The organism is Variovorax gracilis, from assembly GCF_030317115.1.
GTDB lineage: Bacteria > Pseudomonadota > Gammaproteobacteria > Burkholderiales > Burkholderiaceae_C > Variovorax > Variovorax gracilis.
In genome coordinates this window covers 281,559-297,263 of record NZ_JASZYF010000004.1, presented here as the reverse complement: position 1 = coordinate 297,263, position 15,705 = coordinate 281,559, and the positions used below count along the sequence as shown (strand labels likewise).

Here is a 15,705-nt window from a genome sequence, read left to right as displayed (position 1 = left end):
CTGCGGGGTTTTTTTCGTTCTGGGGAAAAAGCGCCACACTTGGAGGACACGAGGAGCCAGTCGGAATGAAATCATCCAACCATTCGAATCCGGGTCAGTCCGCTGCCGCCCTGCCACGACGACCTGTGCTGGCGGCACTCGCCGCGCTGGCGGGACTGGGGCTGTGGCGAGCGACGCCGTCGATGGCGGCCGAGCGCGCGGTGGTCATCCCCCCGCCCAAGGACGACCAGGCCGCGACCGGCGGCTCGACGTCCGAGACGGCCGTCCTCGCGGGCGGCTGTTTCTGGGGCGTCCAGGGCGTGTTCCAGCATGTCAAGGGCGTAAGCAGCGCGGTGTCGGGCTATGCCGGCGGGGACGCCGCCTCCGCCAACTACGACGCCGTCGGGTTGGGCACCACCGGCCACGCGGAATCGGTCCGCATCACCTACGATCCCCGGCAGGTCAGCTACGGCCGGCTGCTGCAGATCTTTTTCTCGGTCGCCCACAATCCGACCGAGTTGAACCGGCAAGGGCCGGACACCGGCACGCAGTACCGCTCGGCGATCTTTCCGGCCAATGCCGAGCAGACGCGCATCGCCAGGAACTACATCGCGCAACTCGACAAGACCAAGGTGTTCGGCAAGCCGATCGCCACCACCATCGAGCCGCTGAAGGCCTTCTATCCGGCGGAGGGCTACCACCAGGATTTCATGACGCGCAACCCGGACCACCCCTACATCGCCTTCAACGATTTGCCGAAGGTCGACAACCTGAAGCGCGTGTTTCCGGAGATCTATCGCGCGAAACCCGTGCTGGTGGGCTCCGGCGCCTGAGCGGCGCCGAAGCGATTCAAGGCAGCAGGGTCTCAGGCACCGGCCGGCACCAGCGCGGGAGGCGGCCCATACTCATTGGACTCGGGCTGGCTCGGCTGCACCGTGAAATAGAGGAGCACCAGCCCACCGAGCACCGGGATCAGCCCGAGAAGCAGCCACCAGCCGCTCTTGCCGATGTCATGCAGGCGGCGTGCGCCGGCTGCCAGCAGCGGCAGCAGAAACGCCAGCACCACGATGAAGTAGAGATATTCGTGGATGAATCCGGTGACGAACGCCAGGACGACGTACGCCAGGATGAACCACCAGTACTCGGGCCGCGAGGCTCGACCCGAAAAGTCCACGTACTTGCGAAAGCAGGTCTGAACGGCCTGTTGGAAATTCATGTGCAAACTCCTCTTGTTGATTCCCACGGGAAAACCCCGCAGCCATCATATCGAGCAGTTCGGCGGCCCTCGAACCCTTCAAACGCTCTGGCGCAAGCGTGCGAGCAGGCCGGCGGTGGAGGCATCCAGCCCCTGGGCATTGCCCGAGGCGAGCCGCGGCTCGATGTCCTTGGCCAGCACCTTGCCGAGTTCGACGCCCCACTGGTCGAAGCTGTTGATGCCCCATAGCGATCCGCTGGTGAACACGCGATGCTCGTAGAGAGCGAGAAAGGCGCCTAGCGACTCGGGCGTCAGCTTCTCCATCACGAAGAAGGTGCTTGGCCTGTTGCCTGGAAAGTTCCGGTGACCGCCCTCGTCGCGCTGGCCGACCATCAGCGCCTGGGCCTGCGCGAGCGCGTTGGCCAGCAGTTTGGAATGATGGCCTTCGAGCTCATGCGCTGCATCGCGCACCGCAATGAACTCCATCGGAACGACGTCCGTGCCCTGGTGCAACATCTGGAAATAGGCGTGCTGGCCATTGGTGCCCGGTTCGCCCCACAACACGGGCGAAGTTCCGAAGGTCAGCATCTTGCCAGCCATGTCCACCTGCTTGCCGTTGCTCTCCATTTCGAGCTGCTGCAGATAGGCGGGGACGCGCTTGAGCGCACTGTGGTACGGGGCAACGCCGCGGCTGGTGAAGCGGTGGAAATTGCGGTACCAGACATCGAGGAGGCCCAGCCGCACCGGCAGGTTCTGCGCGAGCGGCGCCGTCCGGAAGTGCTCGTCCATCGCGTGCGCGCCGGCGAGCAGGCCGCGAAAGCCATCCGCGCCGATCGCCAGCGCGATCGGCAGGCCAATCGCCGACCACAGCGAATAGCGGCCGCCGACCCAGTCCCAGAATCCGAAGGTCGTCTCGATGCCGAAGGCGCGCGCTGCCTCGACATTCGTCGTGAGCGCGGCGAAATGGCGGGCGATATCCACGCTGCCGGACTGCTCGAACCAGCGCTTGGCCGATTGCGCGTTTGCCATCGTCTCGGCCGTGGTGAAGGTCTTCGATGCGACCAGGAAGAGCGTGTGCTCGGGCGCCAGGCCTCGCAGCACCCCGGCCAGTTCGTGACCGTCGACATTCGAGACGAAATGGAACCGCTTGCCGGGCGCGACGTACTGGTCGAGCGCCAGCACCGCCATCTGCGGCCCCAGGTCGGAGCCGCCGATGCCGATGTTGACCACGTCGGTGATCGTATGGTCGGCGCGCACTTCCTCTGCGTACGCAAGCATCGCGTTCAGCGTGGACTGCACGTCGCCGAAGGCGGCGGCGAGGTCCCCGGTGACGGGTGCCGAAGCCGGCCGCCTGAGCAGCGTATGCAGCACCGCCCGGTCTTCGGTCGCGTTGATGTGCTCGCCCGCGAACATCGCGTCGCGATGCGCCTCCAGGCCCGATTCGCGGGCAACGGCCAGCAGGAGTTCCTCGGTCCGGGAATCGAACAGGTTCTTCGAGAGATCGGCGAAAAGATGCGGCGCCGCCTGGCTCAAGGCGCCAAAGCGCTTCGGATCGGCAGCAAAGGCTTTCCGCACATCGAAGCCGAGCCCGACCTTGTCATAGTGCAACTGGAGTTCGGCCCATGCGGCCGTGCGATCGCAACGGGTTCTCGTCATGTGGCCTCCATCAGCTTTTCGAGCTTGACCGCGTCGGCCGCGAAGGCACGGATGCCCTCGGCGAGCTTTTCGGTCGCCATCGCGTCCTCGTTCAGCGCAAAGCGGAAGGACGGTTCATCGAGCACCAACTTCGGAATGTCGAGGCGCTTCGCAGCATCCGCATCGAGCGCGTGGCTCAGGGGCGCTTCGCTGGCAGCCAGTTCGCCCAGGAGCTCGGGGCTGATGGTCAGCAGGTCGCAGCCGGCGAGCGCGGCGATCTGCCCGACGTTTCGGAAGCTCGCGCCCATGACCTCTGTGGCGATTCCGTGCTTCTTGTAGTAGTCGAAGATCTGCCGCACCGACTTCACGCCCGGGTCGTTCGCGCCGGAGCTTTCCGCTTCGTTCCAGTTGCTGCCGGCAGATTTCTTGTACCAGTCGTAGATGCGCCCGACGAAGGGCGAGATCAGCTGCACACCGGCCGCCCCGCAAGCCACCGCCTGCGCAAAGGAGAACAGCAGCGTGAGATTGCAATGGATGCCCTTTTTTTCCAGCTGCCGCGCCGCCTCGATGCCTTCCCACGTCGACGCGATCTTGATCAGCAGGCGCTTCTCGACATCGACGCCTTCCGCGCGATAGAGCCCCACGATGCGCTCCGCGCGGGCGATGGTCGCCTCGGTATCGAAGCTCAATCGCGCGTCGACCTCGGTCGAGACCCGCCCGGGGATGATCGACAGGATCTCGGTGCCGAAGCGCACCAGCAGCCGGTCGATCACTTCGTCGATCGGCTGACCGTCGTGCTTCTTGACGGCTTCGTCCAGCAGGGGACGGTATTCCGGCTTTTGCACGGCCTTCAGGATCAGCGACGGATTGGTCGTGGCGTCCTGCGGCTTGAACTGGGCGAGTTGGCGGAAATCACCGGTGTCGGCCACTACGGTGGTCCATTGACGGAGGGCATCGAGTTGGTTCATGCGGCCATTATCCCGCCGCAAAACTACAGACCGTGTGGTCCCTGGCTGACGCGGCATGGGGTAGGCGGTAACTAATCTTGCGGTTTGACCGTCCTCCGGAGAACGCCATGCCATTTCGCACCCACCGCGCCCCGCCCCCCACCGTCGTCTTCGATGACCGCGTGCACAGCGCGTCGATCGGCACGCTGGCAGCGGCTTTCTGCGTTGGCGGCGCGTTGACCCTCCTGGCACTGACGAGCACCCGCGCCGCGCGCGCGCAAGCGGTCGCCGGCCCGGCCGACGGGGCGCCGCTGATGCGCGCGCCGCTCCAGGTCGTGGCCCCCGTCGACCTGAAGCGCTACGCAGGCCTGTGGCACGAACAGGCGCGCCTGCCGAACCGTTTCCAGAAACAATGCACCGGCCCTGTCACGGCTGAATACACGCTGCTGGACGACGGCAGCGTGGAAGTGCGCAATCGCTGCATCCTGGCGGACGGGAACTTCGATGAATCCGTGGGCTCGGCCCGAGTGGTTCCCGTCGCCGGACAGCCGGGCGCGGGCCGGCTCGAAGTGCGTTTCGCGCCTGAATGGCTGGGCTGGCTGCCTCTGGTGTGGGGCGACTACTGGATCCTGAAGCTGGACCGCGACTACCAGGTCGCGCTGGTCGGCACGCCCAACCGCCAGTACCTGTGGGTGCTGTCTCGCGCGCCGCGGCTCGACGAGGCCGCGCTGCAGGCAGAGCTGGACTACGCCCGCACGCTGGGCTTCGACGTCGACAAGGTCGAACTGACCGGCAGGTAGGCCGCCAGCTGCGCGGGCACGGCGCTCGGCCGCTCGCAATGGATCGCGTGCCAGCCGAGCTCGCGCGCCGTAGCGACGTTGGCGAGCGAATCGTCGATGAACACCGTTTCCGACCCGGTGAGCCGATAGCGCTCGGCGAGCAGTTCGTAGATTTCGCGTTGCGGCTTGATCATGCGCACATCGCCGGAGAAGATGCCACCGTCGAACCACTGGAAGAAGGCGTGGCGATATTCCAGCACGCGCGCGTAGGGCGAAGGCATGTTGGAGAGGTAATAGAGCCGAAGGTCCTCCCCCGCATCGCGACGCGCGCGCAGCGCGGCCAGCAGGTCCACGGTCACGGCGATCGGCTCGAGCCGTTCACCGATCGGCGCCAGCACCTCGCTGAGCCGGTCGGCCGGCAAGGCGAGGCGAAGGGCCATGCGCCCGATCGCATCGTCGAGGCCATGCGTACCGCGATCGAAGCCGAGCCAGTCCTCGTGATGGAACATCTTGCTGGCCAGCGCATGAGCGGCCTCGGCCGTGGGCGCATGAGGCTCGAAATTCGCCTGCACAAGTGCCACCGGCTCCCAGGTCAGGAGCACGGCACCGAGATCGAAGACAACATTCATAAGGCGGCAGGTACGATGGAAACACCGTGGCTGGTGAGGGAAAGGTTTGTTTCCGCACCGGCTGCGAGAGGGTGGGCGAGATCAGTCGACACCACGAACACCGAACCGAGCGCGGTGTCGAAAGCGTACTCGTAAAAGTTGCCCAGGAAAGCCGCCTTGCGCAGGATCGCCGGCAGGCCCACCGCCGCGCCGATGTACCAGGCTTCCGGCCGCACAGCGACCTTGACGATGCCGGGCGCGATCGCGTAGCCGGGCGTCAGCATCAACGGCCCCATCTGCACACGGCCGTCGGGCTGGGCGAGTGCCGGGAACACCATCGCCTCGCCCATGAAACCGGCGACGAATTCGCTTTCGGGGTGGCCGTAGAGCTGCTCGGGCGTTCCGCGTTGCGCGATGACGCCATGGTCCATCACGATGATCTCGTCACTGACCGCGAGCGCTTCGCTCTGGTCGTGCGTGACGTAGGCGACGGTGAGCTGGAGCCTTCTCTGCAGATTGCGGATTTCCTCGCGCATCTCGCGGCGCAGCCGTGCATCGAGGTTGGAAAGCGGCTCGTCGAAGAGCAGCACCGCGGGCTCCAGCACCAGCGCGCGCGCGAGTGCCACCCGCTGCTGCTGGCCGCCCGACAACTCGCTCGGCAGCCGCTCGTCGAAGCCGACCAGCCCCACGCCCTTGAGCGCCTCACGCGCGCGCGCCGTCGCCTCGTTCTTGCGCACGCCGCTCATTCGCAGGCCGTAGCCCACGTTCTCGATCACGTTCATGTGCGGGAACAGCGCATAGCTCTGGAACATCATGCTCACGTTGCGCTCGGCCGGCCCCAGCGTCGTGACGTCGCGGCCGCCCATGAGGATCGACCCCGAGGTCGGCGATTCCAGCCCGGCAATCATGCGCAGGATCGTGGTCTTGCCGCAGCCCGAGGGGCCGAGGATGGTGGTCAGCGTGCCCGCCGGCACCTCGAAGCTGACGCCCTTGACCGCCAGAGGCGCGCGCGCGTCCTTGCCGTAGCGCTTGGTGATGTTGCGAAGTTCGATGCCGTTGCTCATGGATTTTTCCGTCATCAATGCACCGGGGCCGCGATGGCCGAGACGCCGACCTTGCGCCGGCCCAGCTTGCGTTCGCCGACGAGGAGTTGCACGAGCGCGATCGCGGCCGACATCAGGATCATCAGCACCGTGCAGTAGGCGAGCGCCAGGCCGTAGTCGCCGTTGCCGACGCGGCCGATGATGTACGTCGTCGCGAGTTCGTTCTCCGCCGTGACCAGGAAGATCACCGCGCTGACCGTGGTCATGGCGCGCACGAAACTGTAGACCAGCGCCGCCACCAGGGCCGGCTTCAGCAGCGGCAGAACCACTTTGAAGAGCGTCTGCGAGGTCGAGGCGCGCAGCATCAGCGATGCCTCGTCGAGCGAGCGGTCGAGCTGCTTGAATGCCGCCGTGCCTGCGCGCACGCCCACCGGCAGGTTCCGGAAGATGAAGCACAGCACGATGATCAGGCCCGTTCCCGTGAGTTCGAGCGGCGGCACGTTGAACGCCAGGATATAGCTCACGCCGAGCACCGTGCCGGGAATCGCGAAGGCAAGCAATGCCGCGAACTCGAACGCGCCCTGCCCCTTGAACTCGTTGCGCGCCAGCAGCCAGGCGATCAGCAGCCCGAAGCCCGCCGTCAGCGGCGCCGAGATGCCGGCGAGCTTGACGGTCGTGATCAGCGAATTCCACGCCGTGCCCGCCCACACCAGGCCGAACTGCCCCCATTCGAGCGCGAAGGCATTCCTGAAATGGTTGAGCGTGAAGGTGTAGTCGCGCCCCCAGGTCTGCACGAAGCCGCCCGCGAAGGCGAAGAGATAGACGACCACGGTGAATGCGATCCACGGAAGCGCAATGCAGTAGGTGGTGCGGCGCACGCCGTCGGGCAGGGCCATGGGGATGCCCGCGTCGCCCTTCCCTGTCACCGTCGTGAAGCTCTGCTTGCCGAGCACCCAGCGCTGGATCGCGAACACGCCGAGCGCGAAGATCGTCAGCACCCAGGCCAGCGATGCGGCGCGGCCCTGGTCGTACTGCGCACCGACGATCGCAAAGAAGATGTCCGTCGACAGGACCGAGAACTGGCCGCCCACGACGATCGGGTTTCCGAAGTCCGCAATGCTCTCGATGAAGCCCACGAGGAACGCATTGGCGAGCCCTGGCTTGAGCAGGGGCAGCGTGATGGTGAAGAAGGTGCGGCGACGGTCGGCGCGCAGCATCTGCGCGGCCTCTTCCAGGCTCGGCGAAACACCCTGAACGACGCCCCGCATGATCATGAAGGCGATCGGCGTGAAGGCGAACAGTTGCGCGACGAGCACGCCCGGCATGCCGTAGAACCAGCGCGTGGGTTCGATGCCGAAGCTGCTTTCGAGGAACTGGTTGACCACGCCGGCCCGGCCGAACAGCAGGATCAGGCCAAGCCCGACGACGAAGGGCGGCGTGATGATGGGCAGCAGCGCGAGCACACGCAGCGGCCCCTGCCAGCGCCTGCTGCCGCGCTCGGCCATCAGCGCCATCAGCGTGCCGAGGAAGGTAGTGCCCGCAGCGGTCAGCAGTGCCAACACCAGGGTGTTCCATGCCACGCCGCAGCGAACGCCGCCGGCGAGACACCCCAGCCCCCAGATCCGCTCCGTGCCGAGGCGAGCGGTGAAGGCCGTCAGCGACCATGCCCCATCCTCGTTGAGGAAGGCGCCCGCGAGCGCCTTGCTGACGGGGTAGGCGATGAACAGGGCCATCAGCACGCCGCATGCGATCACCGCACCGGACACGAAGAGGTCGCCCTTGAAGAAGCCGAGCCGCGCCAGTCCGAAGGCTGTCAGCAGCACAAGCGAAGCGAGGGCGACAGCACCGCCGGCACCGATGCCGAACTGATTCAACGGCAGCTCGCCCAGGTAGCCGTTGAGAAGGGCAAAGCTCCAGCCGCGCGCGCCGATGAGGAAGCCGCTGAGAGCCAGGCCCACGCTGCCCACCGCCCCACCGACGAGCAGGAGCCGGCCCTGGGCACGGCCAGCCCGCAACAAGCCGCCGAGGGCGCAGATCGCCAGCCCGATCAGGCCGATGCACAGCCAGGTCCGGCCCTGCAGCGCCGCCTGCATCACGCCATTCGCGCCCTCTCCCTCGCTGAGGACTTGCGGAAGCGCCTCGTACCAGGAGGTGTCCTGGATGGCATACCAGGGCAGCGCGACGTAGCCGAGCACGCCGGCCGCGATGCATGCCCAGACGGGTGCGTTGGCGCTGCGGCGCCGAGGGGTTGCGGAAGATACGGACACGCTAGCGCGGCAGCGAGTTGACGTCCTTCTCCCAGCGCGCGATGAGGCGCCGGCGCTCGGCACTCGCTCCGTACTTGGCGTAGTCGTAGTCGATCATCTTGATCTTCTTGAAGTCCGGCACGTTGGGGTCCACCGGCGTCGCCTTGTTCGAAGGCAGTTGGTATTGCTTGGCCGCGGCGCCAAAGGTCTGCGCCTGCGGTGTGAGCGCCCATTCGTAGAACTTCTTGGCCTGCTCGAGGTTGCGCGCGCCCTTGACGATGCTCATGGAGCCGATCTCGGCGCCCGTTCCCTCCGATGGCGTGGTGGTCTCGATCGGGAAGCCCTGCATCTTCTCCTGCGGCGCGTCGTGCACGAAGCTGATCGACACGGCCGTCTCGCCGCGCGCGACTGCCTTGATCGGGCCGGTGCCGGAGCGCGTGTACTGGCCGACATTGCGATGCAGTCCCTTGAGGTATTCGAAGGCCTTGTCCTCGCCCATCAGTTGCACGAGCGTCGCGATCATCGTGTAGGCCGTGCCGCTCGAAGCCGGGTTCGCCACCTGGATGTCGCCCTTGTATTCAGGCTTCAGCAGATCGGCCCAGCTACGCGGCACGGACAGCTTCTTTTTCTGCAGCAACTCGGTGTTGTAGGCGAAGCCCAGTGGGCCCGAGTAGATGCCGACCGTCCTGTAGCCGGATTGCTGGGCCTGCTGCTGCGCCCACGGATAGAGCTGCGGCAAGGTCGGCGACTTGTATTCGAGCGTGAGGCCCGATTCTGCCGCCTGCAAGTGCGGATCGCCCGTGCCGCCGAACCAGACATCGGTCTTGGGATTGTCCTTCTCCGCGATCAGTTGCGCGAGCGCCTCGCCCGAGCCCTTGAGCGCCATGTTGAGCTTGACGCCCGTGGTGCGTGCGTACACCGTCGCGATCATGTTGCACCAGTCGGCCTGGACCGAACAGATGACGTTGACAGTCTGGGCCGAAGCGCCGGCGGACATGCCGAGCAACAGAGCCGTCGCCGTCATGCTGAAAATCTTCTTCATCCAGGACCTTTCCAGAACAATGAGTCCTCCCTGTTGCAGCATTTCAGCTTAGCCGGAGGCGTCGCCCCGCCAGATCGGTACAAGTACCATTCGCTGGCAAGCTTCATGCTCGCTCCACACAACCACACGGATGTATCCATGAGTTTCGACCTCGTCCTCTTTGGCGGTACCGGTGATCTCGCATGGCGGAAGCTGATGCCGGCCCTGTTCCAGGCGTTCCGGCACGGCAGTCTGCCCGAAGACGGGCGCATCATCGGCGTGGCGCGCGATGATCTTTCCGACGACGCCTATCGCGAACTGATCCAGTCCCGCTTCGAGGCGGTCGAGGGCGCCAAACGGCCGACGCCCGAGGAGTTCAAGAAGTTCGCATCGCTGCTCTACTTCCTGCGCATGGACCTGTCGCAGCCCGGCGACTACGACAAGCTCGCCGAGGTGCTGAAGGCACGCAATGCGAGCACGGTGGTCATGTACCTGGCCACGGCGCCCGCCCTCTTCACGCAGGTCGTCGAGCAGATCGCGAAGGCCGGCCTCAATGGGCCGCAGACGCGCGTCGTGCTGGAGAAGCCGCTGGGCCATGACCTTGCCTCGAATCGCGCGATCAACAAGGCCGTGTGCCATGTTCTCGCAGAGCACCAGGTGTTCCGCATCGACCACTACCTCGGCAAGCCGTCGGTTCAGAACCTGTTCGCGATGCGCTTCGGCAACGCGCTGTTCGAGCCGATCTGGCGTCGCGAGCACATCGCCAACATCCAGATCACGATCGCCGAGGACCTGGGCGTGGAGAAGCGCGGTGCCTTCTACGACCAGACCGGCGCGCTGCGCGACATGGTGCAGAACCACGCGCTGCAATTGGTCTGCGCGCTCGGGATGGAGCCGCCGATCAACGCGCACGCCGATGCAATTCGCGACGAAAAACTCAAGGTGCTGCGCGCCCTGAAGCCCTGGACGGCCGAATCCATCGGCCTGCATGCGATCCGCGGGCAGTACACCGCGGGCACGGCGTACGGCCAGCGCGTGCAAGGCTATCGCGACGAACCGGGCGTGGACCCCGAAAGCCGCACCGAAACGTTCGTGGCGCTGCGCACCGAGATCGCCAACTGGCGATGGGCCGGCGTGCCGCTCTACATCCGAACCGGCAAGCGCCTGGCGTCGCGCGATGCGCGCATCGAAGTGAGCTTCAAGCCGACGCCGCATGCGATCTTTCGTGCGCCTGCGAACGCGGTCAACAAGCTGGTGATCAATCTGCAACCCAAGGACGGCCTGGAACTGCACATGCTCGCGCAGGCGCAGGGCGACCGCCAGCGCAACGGCAATCGGCGCGCTGGTCCGCAACTGGCGCCGGTGCAGCTCGATCTCGACTTCGACAAGCGATTCGGCTCGGAACGCGTGGGTGCCTACGAGCGCCTGCTGCTCGACGTGATCGATGGCCGATTGAACCTGTTCGTGCGCAGCGACGAGCAGGAAGAGGCATGGCGCTGGGTCGAGCCGCTGATCGACAGCTGGGCATCGGACGGCGTGCCGCGTCCCTATGCGGCGGGCACCTGGGGCCCGAGCGCGTCAAGCGCGATGATCGCCCGCGACGGCTACGCCTGGGGGGAGGAACAGTAAGCCCGCGGGCTAGGCCCTGCCCTCTTCCACGGCGTGGCAGGCAACCTGCACGCCGCGCAACATCTGCAGTGGCGGTCGCTCCGCCTTGCAGCGCTCGTTGGCCAGCGGGCAGCGCGGATGGAAGGTGCAGCCCGTCGGCGGATTGAGCGGGTTCGGCACCTCGCCCTGCACCGGCGTACGGCGTCGCCCGGTGTGCTTCATCTGCGGAATGGCATCCAGCAGCATGCGTGTGTAGGGATGCTGCGGTGAATCGAACAGGGTGTGCTTCTCGGCCACCTCGACCAAACGCCCCAAATACATTACGCCGACCTGGTCGGCGACATGGCGAACCACCGCAAGGTTGTGCGAGATGAAGAGATAGGTCAGGCCCTGCTCGCGCTGCAGGTCTTTCATGATGTTGAGCACCTGCGCCTGCACGCTCACGTCGAGCGCCGAGGTCGGCTCGTCGCACACGAGAAACTCGGGCTGCGTCGCCAGGGCCCGCGCGATGGAAATGCGCTGGCGCTGCCCGCCGGAAAACTGGTGCGGGTACTTCACCATGTCCAGCGGACTCAGCCCGACCGACTTCAGCAGTTCGCCGACACGCGCCTTGAGCTCGGGGCCCTTGGCGAGAATGCCGTGCTCTCGCAGCGGCTCGCCGACGATGTCCTCGACGATCCAGCGCGGGTTGAGGCTCGCATACGGGTCCTGGAAGATCATCTGGATGCGCCGCCGCAGCGTGCGCCCCTCGGCCGTCTTGAACGCCGCGTGCGCATCCTGTCCATCGAACTGCATGCCGCCCCGCGTGGGGTCGTACAGCCCCACCAGCAGACGCGCGACGGTGCTCTTGCCGCATCCGGACTCACCCACCAGGGCGAGCGTCTTGCCGCGCTCGATCGAGAAGCTCACGCCATCGACGGCCTTGAGCAGCACGCGCGGCTTGCGCTCCAGCACCCGGTTGAGCCAGGGCGGCGAAACGTCGAAGCTCTTGGCGAGATCGTGTGCCTGCACCAGTGCCGTCATGCCACGCCTCCGTAGGCGGGCGAGGCCGTGTGCGCTTCGTGCAGCCAGCATGCGGCGCGGGTGGCACCGGCATTGAGCAGGTCCGGGCGTTCGACCATGCAGTGGTCGAAGACACGCGGACAGCGCGGGTTGTAGGCGCATCCCCTGGGAATGGCGTTGAGCCGCGGCATCGCGCCGTCGATCTGGTTGAGGCGTTCGCGGTCCATCGTCATGTCGGGGATGGAGGCCATCAGGCCCGAGGTGTACGGATGGGCCGGCTGATGGATCACCTCGTGCACCGGCCCGATCTCGGCCACGCGGCCGGCGTACATCACGGCCACGCGGTCGCAGGTTTCGGCAATGACGCCCATGTCATGGGTGATCAGCATCACGGCAGCGCCGCGCTCCTTGCAGATGCCCTTGAGCAACTGGATGATCTGCGCCTGGATCGACACGTCCAGCGCGGTGGTGGGTTCGTCGGCGACGATCAGCTTCGGCTCGGCCGCGAGCGCGAGCGCGATCACGACGCGCTGCCGCATGCCGCCCGAGAACTGGTGTGGAAAGTGGTCGATGCGCTGCGCGGCCGCGGGGATGCCGGTGTCCTGCAACAGCGCGATGGCGCGCCGGCGTGCCTCCGCCTCGGTCACCGGGAGGTGCGTTCGGATGGTTTCGATCAGTTGCCGGCCGATCGTGTAGAGCGGGTTCAGCGAAGTCAGAGGGTCCTGGAAGATCGCGCCGATCTTGCGGCCGCGAATGTGGCGCATGGCCTCGTGGTCGAGGTTGTCGATGCGCTGGCCTTCGAGCAAGATCTGCCCGCCGGCCACACGGCCGGGAGGCTCGAGCAGTCCGATGATGGCGGCGCCGGTCAGCGACTTGCCTGCGCCCGATTCACCGACCACGCCGAGGATTTCGCCCGGGGCGATCTCGAAGGAGATGTCGTCCAGCGCGCGCAGCGTGCCGCGGCGATTCGGAAACTCGACGACCAGGTTCTGGACTTGGAGCAGGCTCATGGGTTCGTTCGCCTTCAGCGCAGTCGCGGATTGAGCGCATCGCGCAGCCAGTCGCCCAGCAGGTTCACGCTCAGTGCGATCAGCACGAGCATCGCGCCGGGGAACACGGTGATCCACCATTCGCCGGAGAACAGATATTCGTTGCCGACGCGGATCAAGGTGCCCAGCGACGGCGAGGTCGGGGGCACGCCAACGCCCAGGAAGGACAGCGTGGCTTCGGTGATGATGGCGGTCGCGACCTGGATCGTCGCCAGCACCAGCACCGGGCCCATCACGTTCGGCAGCACGTGGCGCATCATGATCCGCCACGGCGACACACCGGTCACGCGAGCGGCCTGAACGTACTCCCTGCTGCGCTCCACCAGCGTCGACCCGCGCACGGTGCGCGCATATTGCACCCAGCCGGTAAGCGATATCGAGATGATCAGCACGCCGAAGGCCACCGAGGTGGGCGCATCCGGAAACAGCGCCCGGCCGACACCCGCCATGAGCAGGGCCACGAGAATCGGCGGGAACGACAGCATCACGTCGCACACGCGCATGAGGAAGGCATCGAGCCAACCGCCCCAGAAGCCCGCCAGCAATCCGAAGAGCACGCCGACGAAGACCGAGACGATGACCGACACCAGCCCCACGACCAGCGAGATGCGCGCGCCGTAGATCACCGCCGAGAGGATGTCCCGGCCCTGGTCGTCGGTTCCGAGCAGGTACTTGGCGGTGCCCTCGGCGCTCCAGGCCGGCGGGAGGCGCGCGTCGCCGAGATCGAGCGTTGCGAGGTCGAAGGGGTTGTGCGGCGACACCCATCCCGCGAACACGGCGCAGAACACGCACACGAAGGCGATCGCGGCGGCCAGCATCGCGACCGGCGAGCTGCGAAAGCTGTGGCCGACATCGCTGTCGAGCCAGCGGGCTATGGTTTTATTCATCGGGAGGCGGAAGGAGATGCCGCAGGATCAGGCCGGCGCCGTGCTGCCCCCTCGGGGGCAGCCACGACGCGAAGTGCGGGAGCGTGGAAAGCTCACGCGTTCACGGCTTGATGCTCATCCACTTGAACATCATCCAGTTGTCGGCGAGTTGGGTCAGTTCGACCTTCTTGCTTACGCCCCATGCCAGCGACTGCTGGTGCAAAGGCAGGTGGCCCACGTCGTCGGCATGGATCGTGAAGGCCTCCTTGATCATCGCGTCGCGCTTGGGCTTGTCGGTCTCCGACTGGATCTTCTTGGTCAGCTCGTCGACTTTCGGATTGCAGTAGGCGCCGAGGTTGAACTGGCCGGTTCCCTTGTCGTCGACACAGGCCATCAGCGAACTGAGCGCGTTGTGCGAGTCATAGGTGGTCGGGGTCCAGCCGAGCAGGTAGAAACTGGTGTCGCGCCGCAGGATCTTCGGGAAGTACGTGCCCTTGGTCTCGGCCGCGAGGTTGATCTTGACGCCGATCTTCGCGAGGCTGGCCGCCACGCCCTGGCAGATCTGGCCGTCGTTGACATAGCGGTCGTTCGGACAGTTCATCGTCACCTCGAAGCCGTTGGGATAGCCCGCATCGGCCATCAGCTTCTTCGCCGCTTCGACGTCATAGGGCAGCCGCTTGTCCTGCTCCGCAGTCCAGCCGTTGATGCCCGGGCCCACCATCAGCGCAGTGGGTCGCGAGGCGCCGCGCATCACGGTGCGCTGGATGCCGTTGATGTCGATGGCCTGGTAGAAGGCCTGGCGGACGCGCTTGTCCTTGAACGGGTTCTTGCCCTTCACGCTGGAGTACAGGAGTTCGTCGCGCTTCTGATCCATGCCGAGGAAGATGGTCCGCAACTCGGGGCCGGCGATCACGCGTGCGTTCGGGCTCGCGTTGACGCGCGCAACGTCCTGCACCGGCACCGGCTCCATCACCTCGACCTCGCCCGAGATCAACGCGGCGACACGTGTCGCAGGATTGGCGATCGGCGTGAAGACGACTTCCTGGACGTTGCCTTCGATCTTGCCCCAGTAGTTGTTGTTGCGTACGAAGACCGTGCGGACATTGGGCTGGCGCTCGCGCACGCGGAAGGGTCCGGTGCCGTTGGCCTTGAACGACGCGGTGTTCTCGATGCCCTTGCGGCGATCGACCGGCCGGGTCGCCTGGTTTTCCTCGCACCACTTCTTGCTCATGATCATCAGTTGCGAGATCACGTCGGGGAGGATCGGGAAGGGGCCACGGGTTTCGATCTCGACCGCGAGATCGCCCACCTTGCGCACTTCCTTGATATCGGTAGTGGCGCCCTGCATGTCCGAGCCCTCGCCCGCTGCGCGCTTGAAGCTGAACACGACGTCGTCGGCCGAGAACGGCGTGCCGTTGTGAAACTGCACGCCCTTGCGCAGCTCGAAGCGCCAGACGGTCGGCGATGTCTGCTTCCAGCTCGTAGCCAGCAACGGTGCCAGGCTCAGGTCCTTGTTGCGTCCCACCAGCATCTCGTAGACGTTGGCGGTCGTGCTCAGTTGGAGCGACTCATTGAGCGAGTGCGGGTCCAGAGAGAGCGCATCGCCCTGATTCGCGATGCGGATGGTTTGCGCGCCGGCCATCAAGCTCGTGGCCGCCAGGATGGACAGGACCGCTACCGCAACCATACTTTTCTTCAGACTCATGGGAAAGCACTCCTCGGGGGTT

General features: G+C 65.9%; 14 protein-coding genes. 3 read left to right on the top strand and 11 right to left on the bottom strand.

The window, feature by feature from the left end; genetic code table 11:
- The first annotated feature begins 65 nt into the window (after positions 1-65).
- Complete coding sequence (gene msrA / locus QTH97_RS11265; protein ID WP_286568222.1) at positions 66-812, top strand: peptide-methionine (S)-S-oxide reductase MsrA; 747 nt, start codon at positions 66-68, stop codon at positions 810-812.
- Positions 813-844: 32 nt separating this feature from the next.
- On the opposite strand, the gene QTH97_RS11260 is transcribed toward msrA, so the two are convergent.
- From QTH97_RS11260 to tal, 3 genes are all read right to left on the bottom strand, one after another.
- Complete coding sequence (locus QTH97_RS11260) at positions 845-1,195, bottom strand: DUF805 domain-containing protein (RefSeq protein ID WP_286568221.1); 351 nt, start codon at positions 1,193-1,195, stop codon at positions 845-847.
- A 78-nt stretch (positions 1,196-1,273) separates the two neighbouring features.
- Entirely contained in the window at positions 1,274-2,830 is a 1,557-nt protein-coding gene (gene pgi / locus QTH97_RS11255) for a glucose-6-phosphate isomerase (RefSeq protein ID WP_286568220.1), read from the bottom strand.
- Positions 2,827-3,777, bottom strand: coding sequence for a transaldolase (tal, locus tag QTH97_RS11250; protein WP_286568320.1), 951 nt, complete (start codon positions 3,775-3,777; stop codon positions 2,827-2,829). The genes pgi and tal overlap by 4 nt, the downstream gene beginning before the upstream one ends.
- 107 nt (positions 3,778-3,884) lie before the next feature.
- Between tal and QTH97_RS11245 the strand changes: the two genes are divergently transcribed.
- On the top strand, positions 3,885-4,556 hold the full coding sequence (locus QTH97_RS11245) for a lipocalin family protein (protein WP_286568219.1): 672 nt from the start codon (positions 3,885-3,887) through the stop codon (positions 4,554-4,556).
- On the opposite strand, the gene QTH97_RS11240 is transcribed toward QTH97_RS11245, so the two are convergent.
- The 4 genes from QTH97_RS11240 to QTH97_RS11225 form a co-directional block, all read right to left on the bottom strand.
- A complete protein-coding gene (locus tag QTH97_RS11240; protein WP_286568218.1) occupies positions 4,502-5,164 on the bottom strand; it encodes an HAD family hydrolase in 663 nt (220 codons plus the stop codon). The two genes, QTH97_RS11245 and QTH97_RS11240, sit on opposite strands and share 55 nt — an antisense overlap.
- The gene (locus QTH97_RS11235) at positions 5,161-6,207 is read right to left on the bottom strand and encodes an ABC transporter ATP-binding protein (protein ID WP_286568217.1); all 1,047 of its coding nucleotides are present in this window, start codon (positions 6,205-6,207) and stop codon (positions 5,161-5,163) included. Before QTH97_RS11235 ends, QTH97_RS11240 begins: the two co-directional genes overlap by 4 nt.
- Positions 6,208-6,221: 14 nt before the next feature.
- On the bottom strand, positions 6,222-8,393 hold the full coding sequence (locus QTH97_RS11230; RefSeq protein WP_444813424.1) for an ABC transporter permease: 2,172 nt from the start codon (positions 8,391-8,393) through the stop codon (positions 6,222-6,224).
- 61 nt (positions 8,394-8,454) lie between these two features.
- On the bottom strand, positions 8,455-9,474 hold the full coding sequence (locus tag QTH97_RS11225; RefSeq protein ID WP_286568216.1) for an ABC transporter substrate-binding protein: 1,020 nt from the start codon (positions 9,472-9,474) through the stop codon (positions 8,455-8,457).
- Positions 9,475-9,612: 138 nt separating this feature from the next.
- On the opposite strand from QTH97_RS11225, the gene zwf reads away from it, so the two are divergent.
- Positions 9,613-11,082: a glucose-6-phosphate dehydrogenase gene (zwf, locus tag QTH97_RS11220; RefSeq protein WP_286568215.1), complete on the top strand. Its 1,470-nt coding sequence runs from the start codon at positions 9,613-9,615 to the stop codon at positions 11,080-11,082.
- A 9-nt stretch (positions 11,083-11,091) separates the two neighbouring features.
- On the opposite strand, the gene QTH97_RS11215 is transcribed toward zwf, so the two are convergent.
- The 4 genes from QTH97_RS11215 to QTH97_RS11200 all read right to left on the bottom strand — a co-directional run bounded on the left by QTH97_RS11215 (position 11,092) and on the right by QTH97_RS11200 (position 15,683).
- Positions 11,092-12,084, bottom strand: a complete 993-nt coding sequence (locus QTH97_RS11215; protein ID WP_286568214.1) for an ABC transporter ATP-binding protein — start codon at positions 12,082-12,084, stop codon at positions 11,092-11,094.
- On the bottom strand, positions 12,081-13,073 hold the full coding sequence (locus QTH97_RS11210) for an ABC transporter ATP-binding protein (protein ID WP_286568213.1): 993 nt from the start codon (positions 13,071-13,073) through the stop codon (positions 12,081-12,083). Before QTH97_RS11210 ends, QTH97_RS11215 begins: the two co-directional genes overlap by 4 nt.
- A gap of 14 nt (positions 13,074-13,087) precedes the next feature.
- Positions 13,088-13,999 (bottom strand): ABC transporter permease, encoded by a 912-nt coding sequence (locus QTH97_RS11205; protein WP_286568212.1) that lies wholly within the window; start codon positions 13,997-13,999, stop codon positions 13,088-13,090.
- 100 nt (positions 14,000-14,099) lie between these two features.
- Positions 14,100-15,683: an ABC transporter substrate-binding protein gene (locus QTH97_RS11200; protein ID WP_286568211.1), complete on the bottom strand. Its 1,584-nt coding sequence runs from the start codon at positions 15,681-15,683 to the stop codon at positions 14,100-14,102.
- Positions 15,684-15,705: the final 22 nt, after the last annotated feature.

What these genes read in the sequence shown, in the direction of transcription:
- msrA (WP_286568222.1), top strand. Translation starts at nt 66, where the DNA reads ATGAAATCATCCAACCATTCGAATCCGGGTCAGTCCGCTGCCGCCCTG.
- QTH97_RS11260 (WP_286568221.1), bottom strand. Translation starts at nt 1,195, where the DNA reads ATGAATTTCCAACAGGCCGTTCAGACCTGCTTTCGCAAGTACGTGGAC.
- pgi (WP_286568220.1), bottom strand. Translation starts at nt 2,830, where the DNA reads ATGACGAGAACCCGTTGCGATCGCACGGCCGCATGGGCCGAACTCCAG.
- tal (WP_286568320.1), bottom strand. Translation starts at nt 3,777, where the DNA reads ATGAACCAACTCGATGCCCTCCGTCAATGGACCACCGTAGTGGCCGAC.
- QTH97_RS11245 (WP_286568219.1), top strand. Translation starts at nt 3,885, where the DNA reads ATGCCATTTCGCACCCACCGCGCCCCGCCCCCCACCGTCGTCTTCGAT.
- QTH97_RS11240 (WP_286568218.1), bottom strand. Translation starts at nt 5,164, where the DNA reads ATGAATGTTGTCTTCGATCTCGGTGCCGTGCTCCTGACCTGGGAGCCG.
- QTH97_RS11235 (WP_286568217.1), bottom strand. Translation starts at nt 6,207, where the DNA reads ATGAGCAACGGCATCGAACTTCGCAACATCACCAAGCGCTACGGCAAG.
- QTH97_RS11225 (WP_286568216.1), bottom strand. Translation starts at nt 9,474, where the DNA reads ATGAAGAAGATTTTCAGCATGACGGCGACGGCTCTGTTGCTCGGCATG.
- zwf (WP_286568215.1), top strand. Translation starts at nt 9,613, where the DNA reads ATGAGTTTCGACCTCGTCCTCTTTGGCGGTACCGGTGATCTCGCATGG.
- QTH97_RS11215 (WP_286568214.1), bottom strand. Translation starts at nt 12,084, where the DNA reads ATGACGGCACTGGTGCAGGCACACGATCTCGCCAAGAGCTTCGACGTT.
- QTH97_RS11210 (WP_286568213.1), bottom strand. Translation starts at nt 13,073, where the DNA reads ATGAGCCTGCTCCAAGTCCAGAACCTGGTCGTCGAGTTTCCGAATCGC.
- QTH97_RS11205 (WP_286568212.1), bottom strand. Translation starts at nt 13,999, where the DNA reads ATGAATAAAACCATAGCCCGCTGGCTCGACAGCGATGTCGGCCACAGC.
- QTH97_RS11200 (WP_286568211.1), bottom strand. Translation starts at nt 15,683, where the DNA reads ATGAGTCTGAAGAAAAGTATGGTTGCGGTAGCGGTCCTGTCCATCCTG.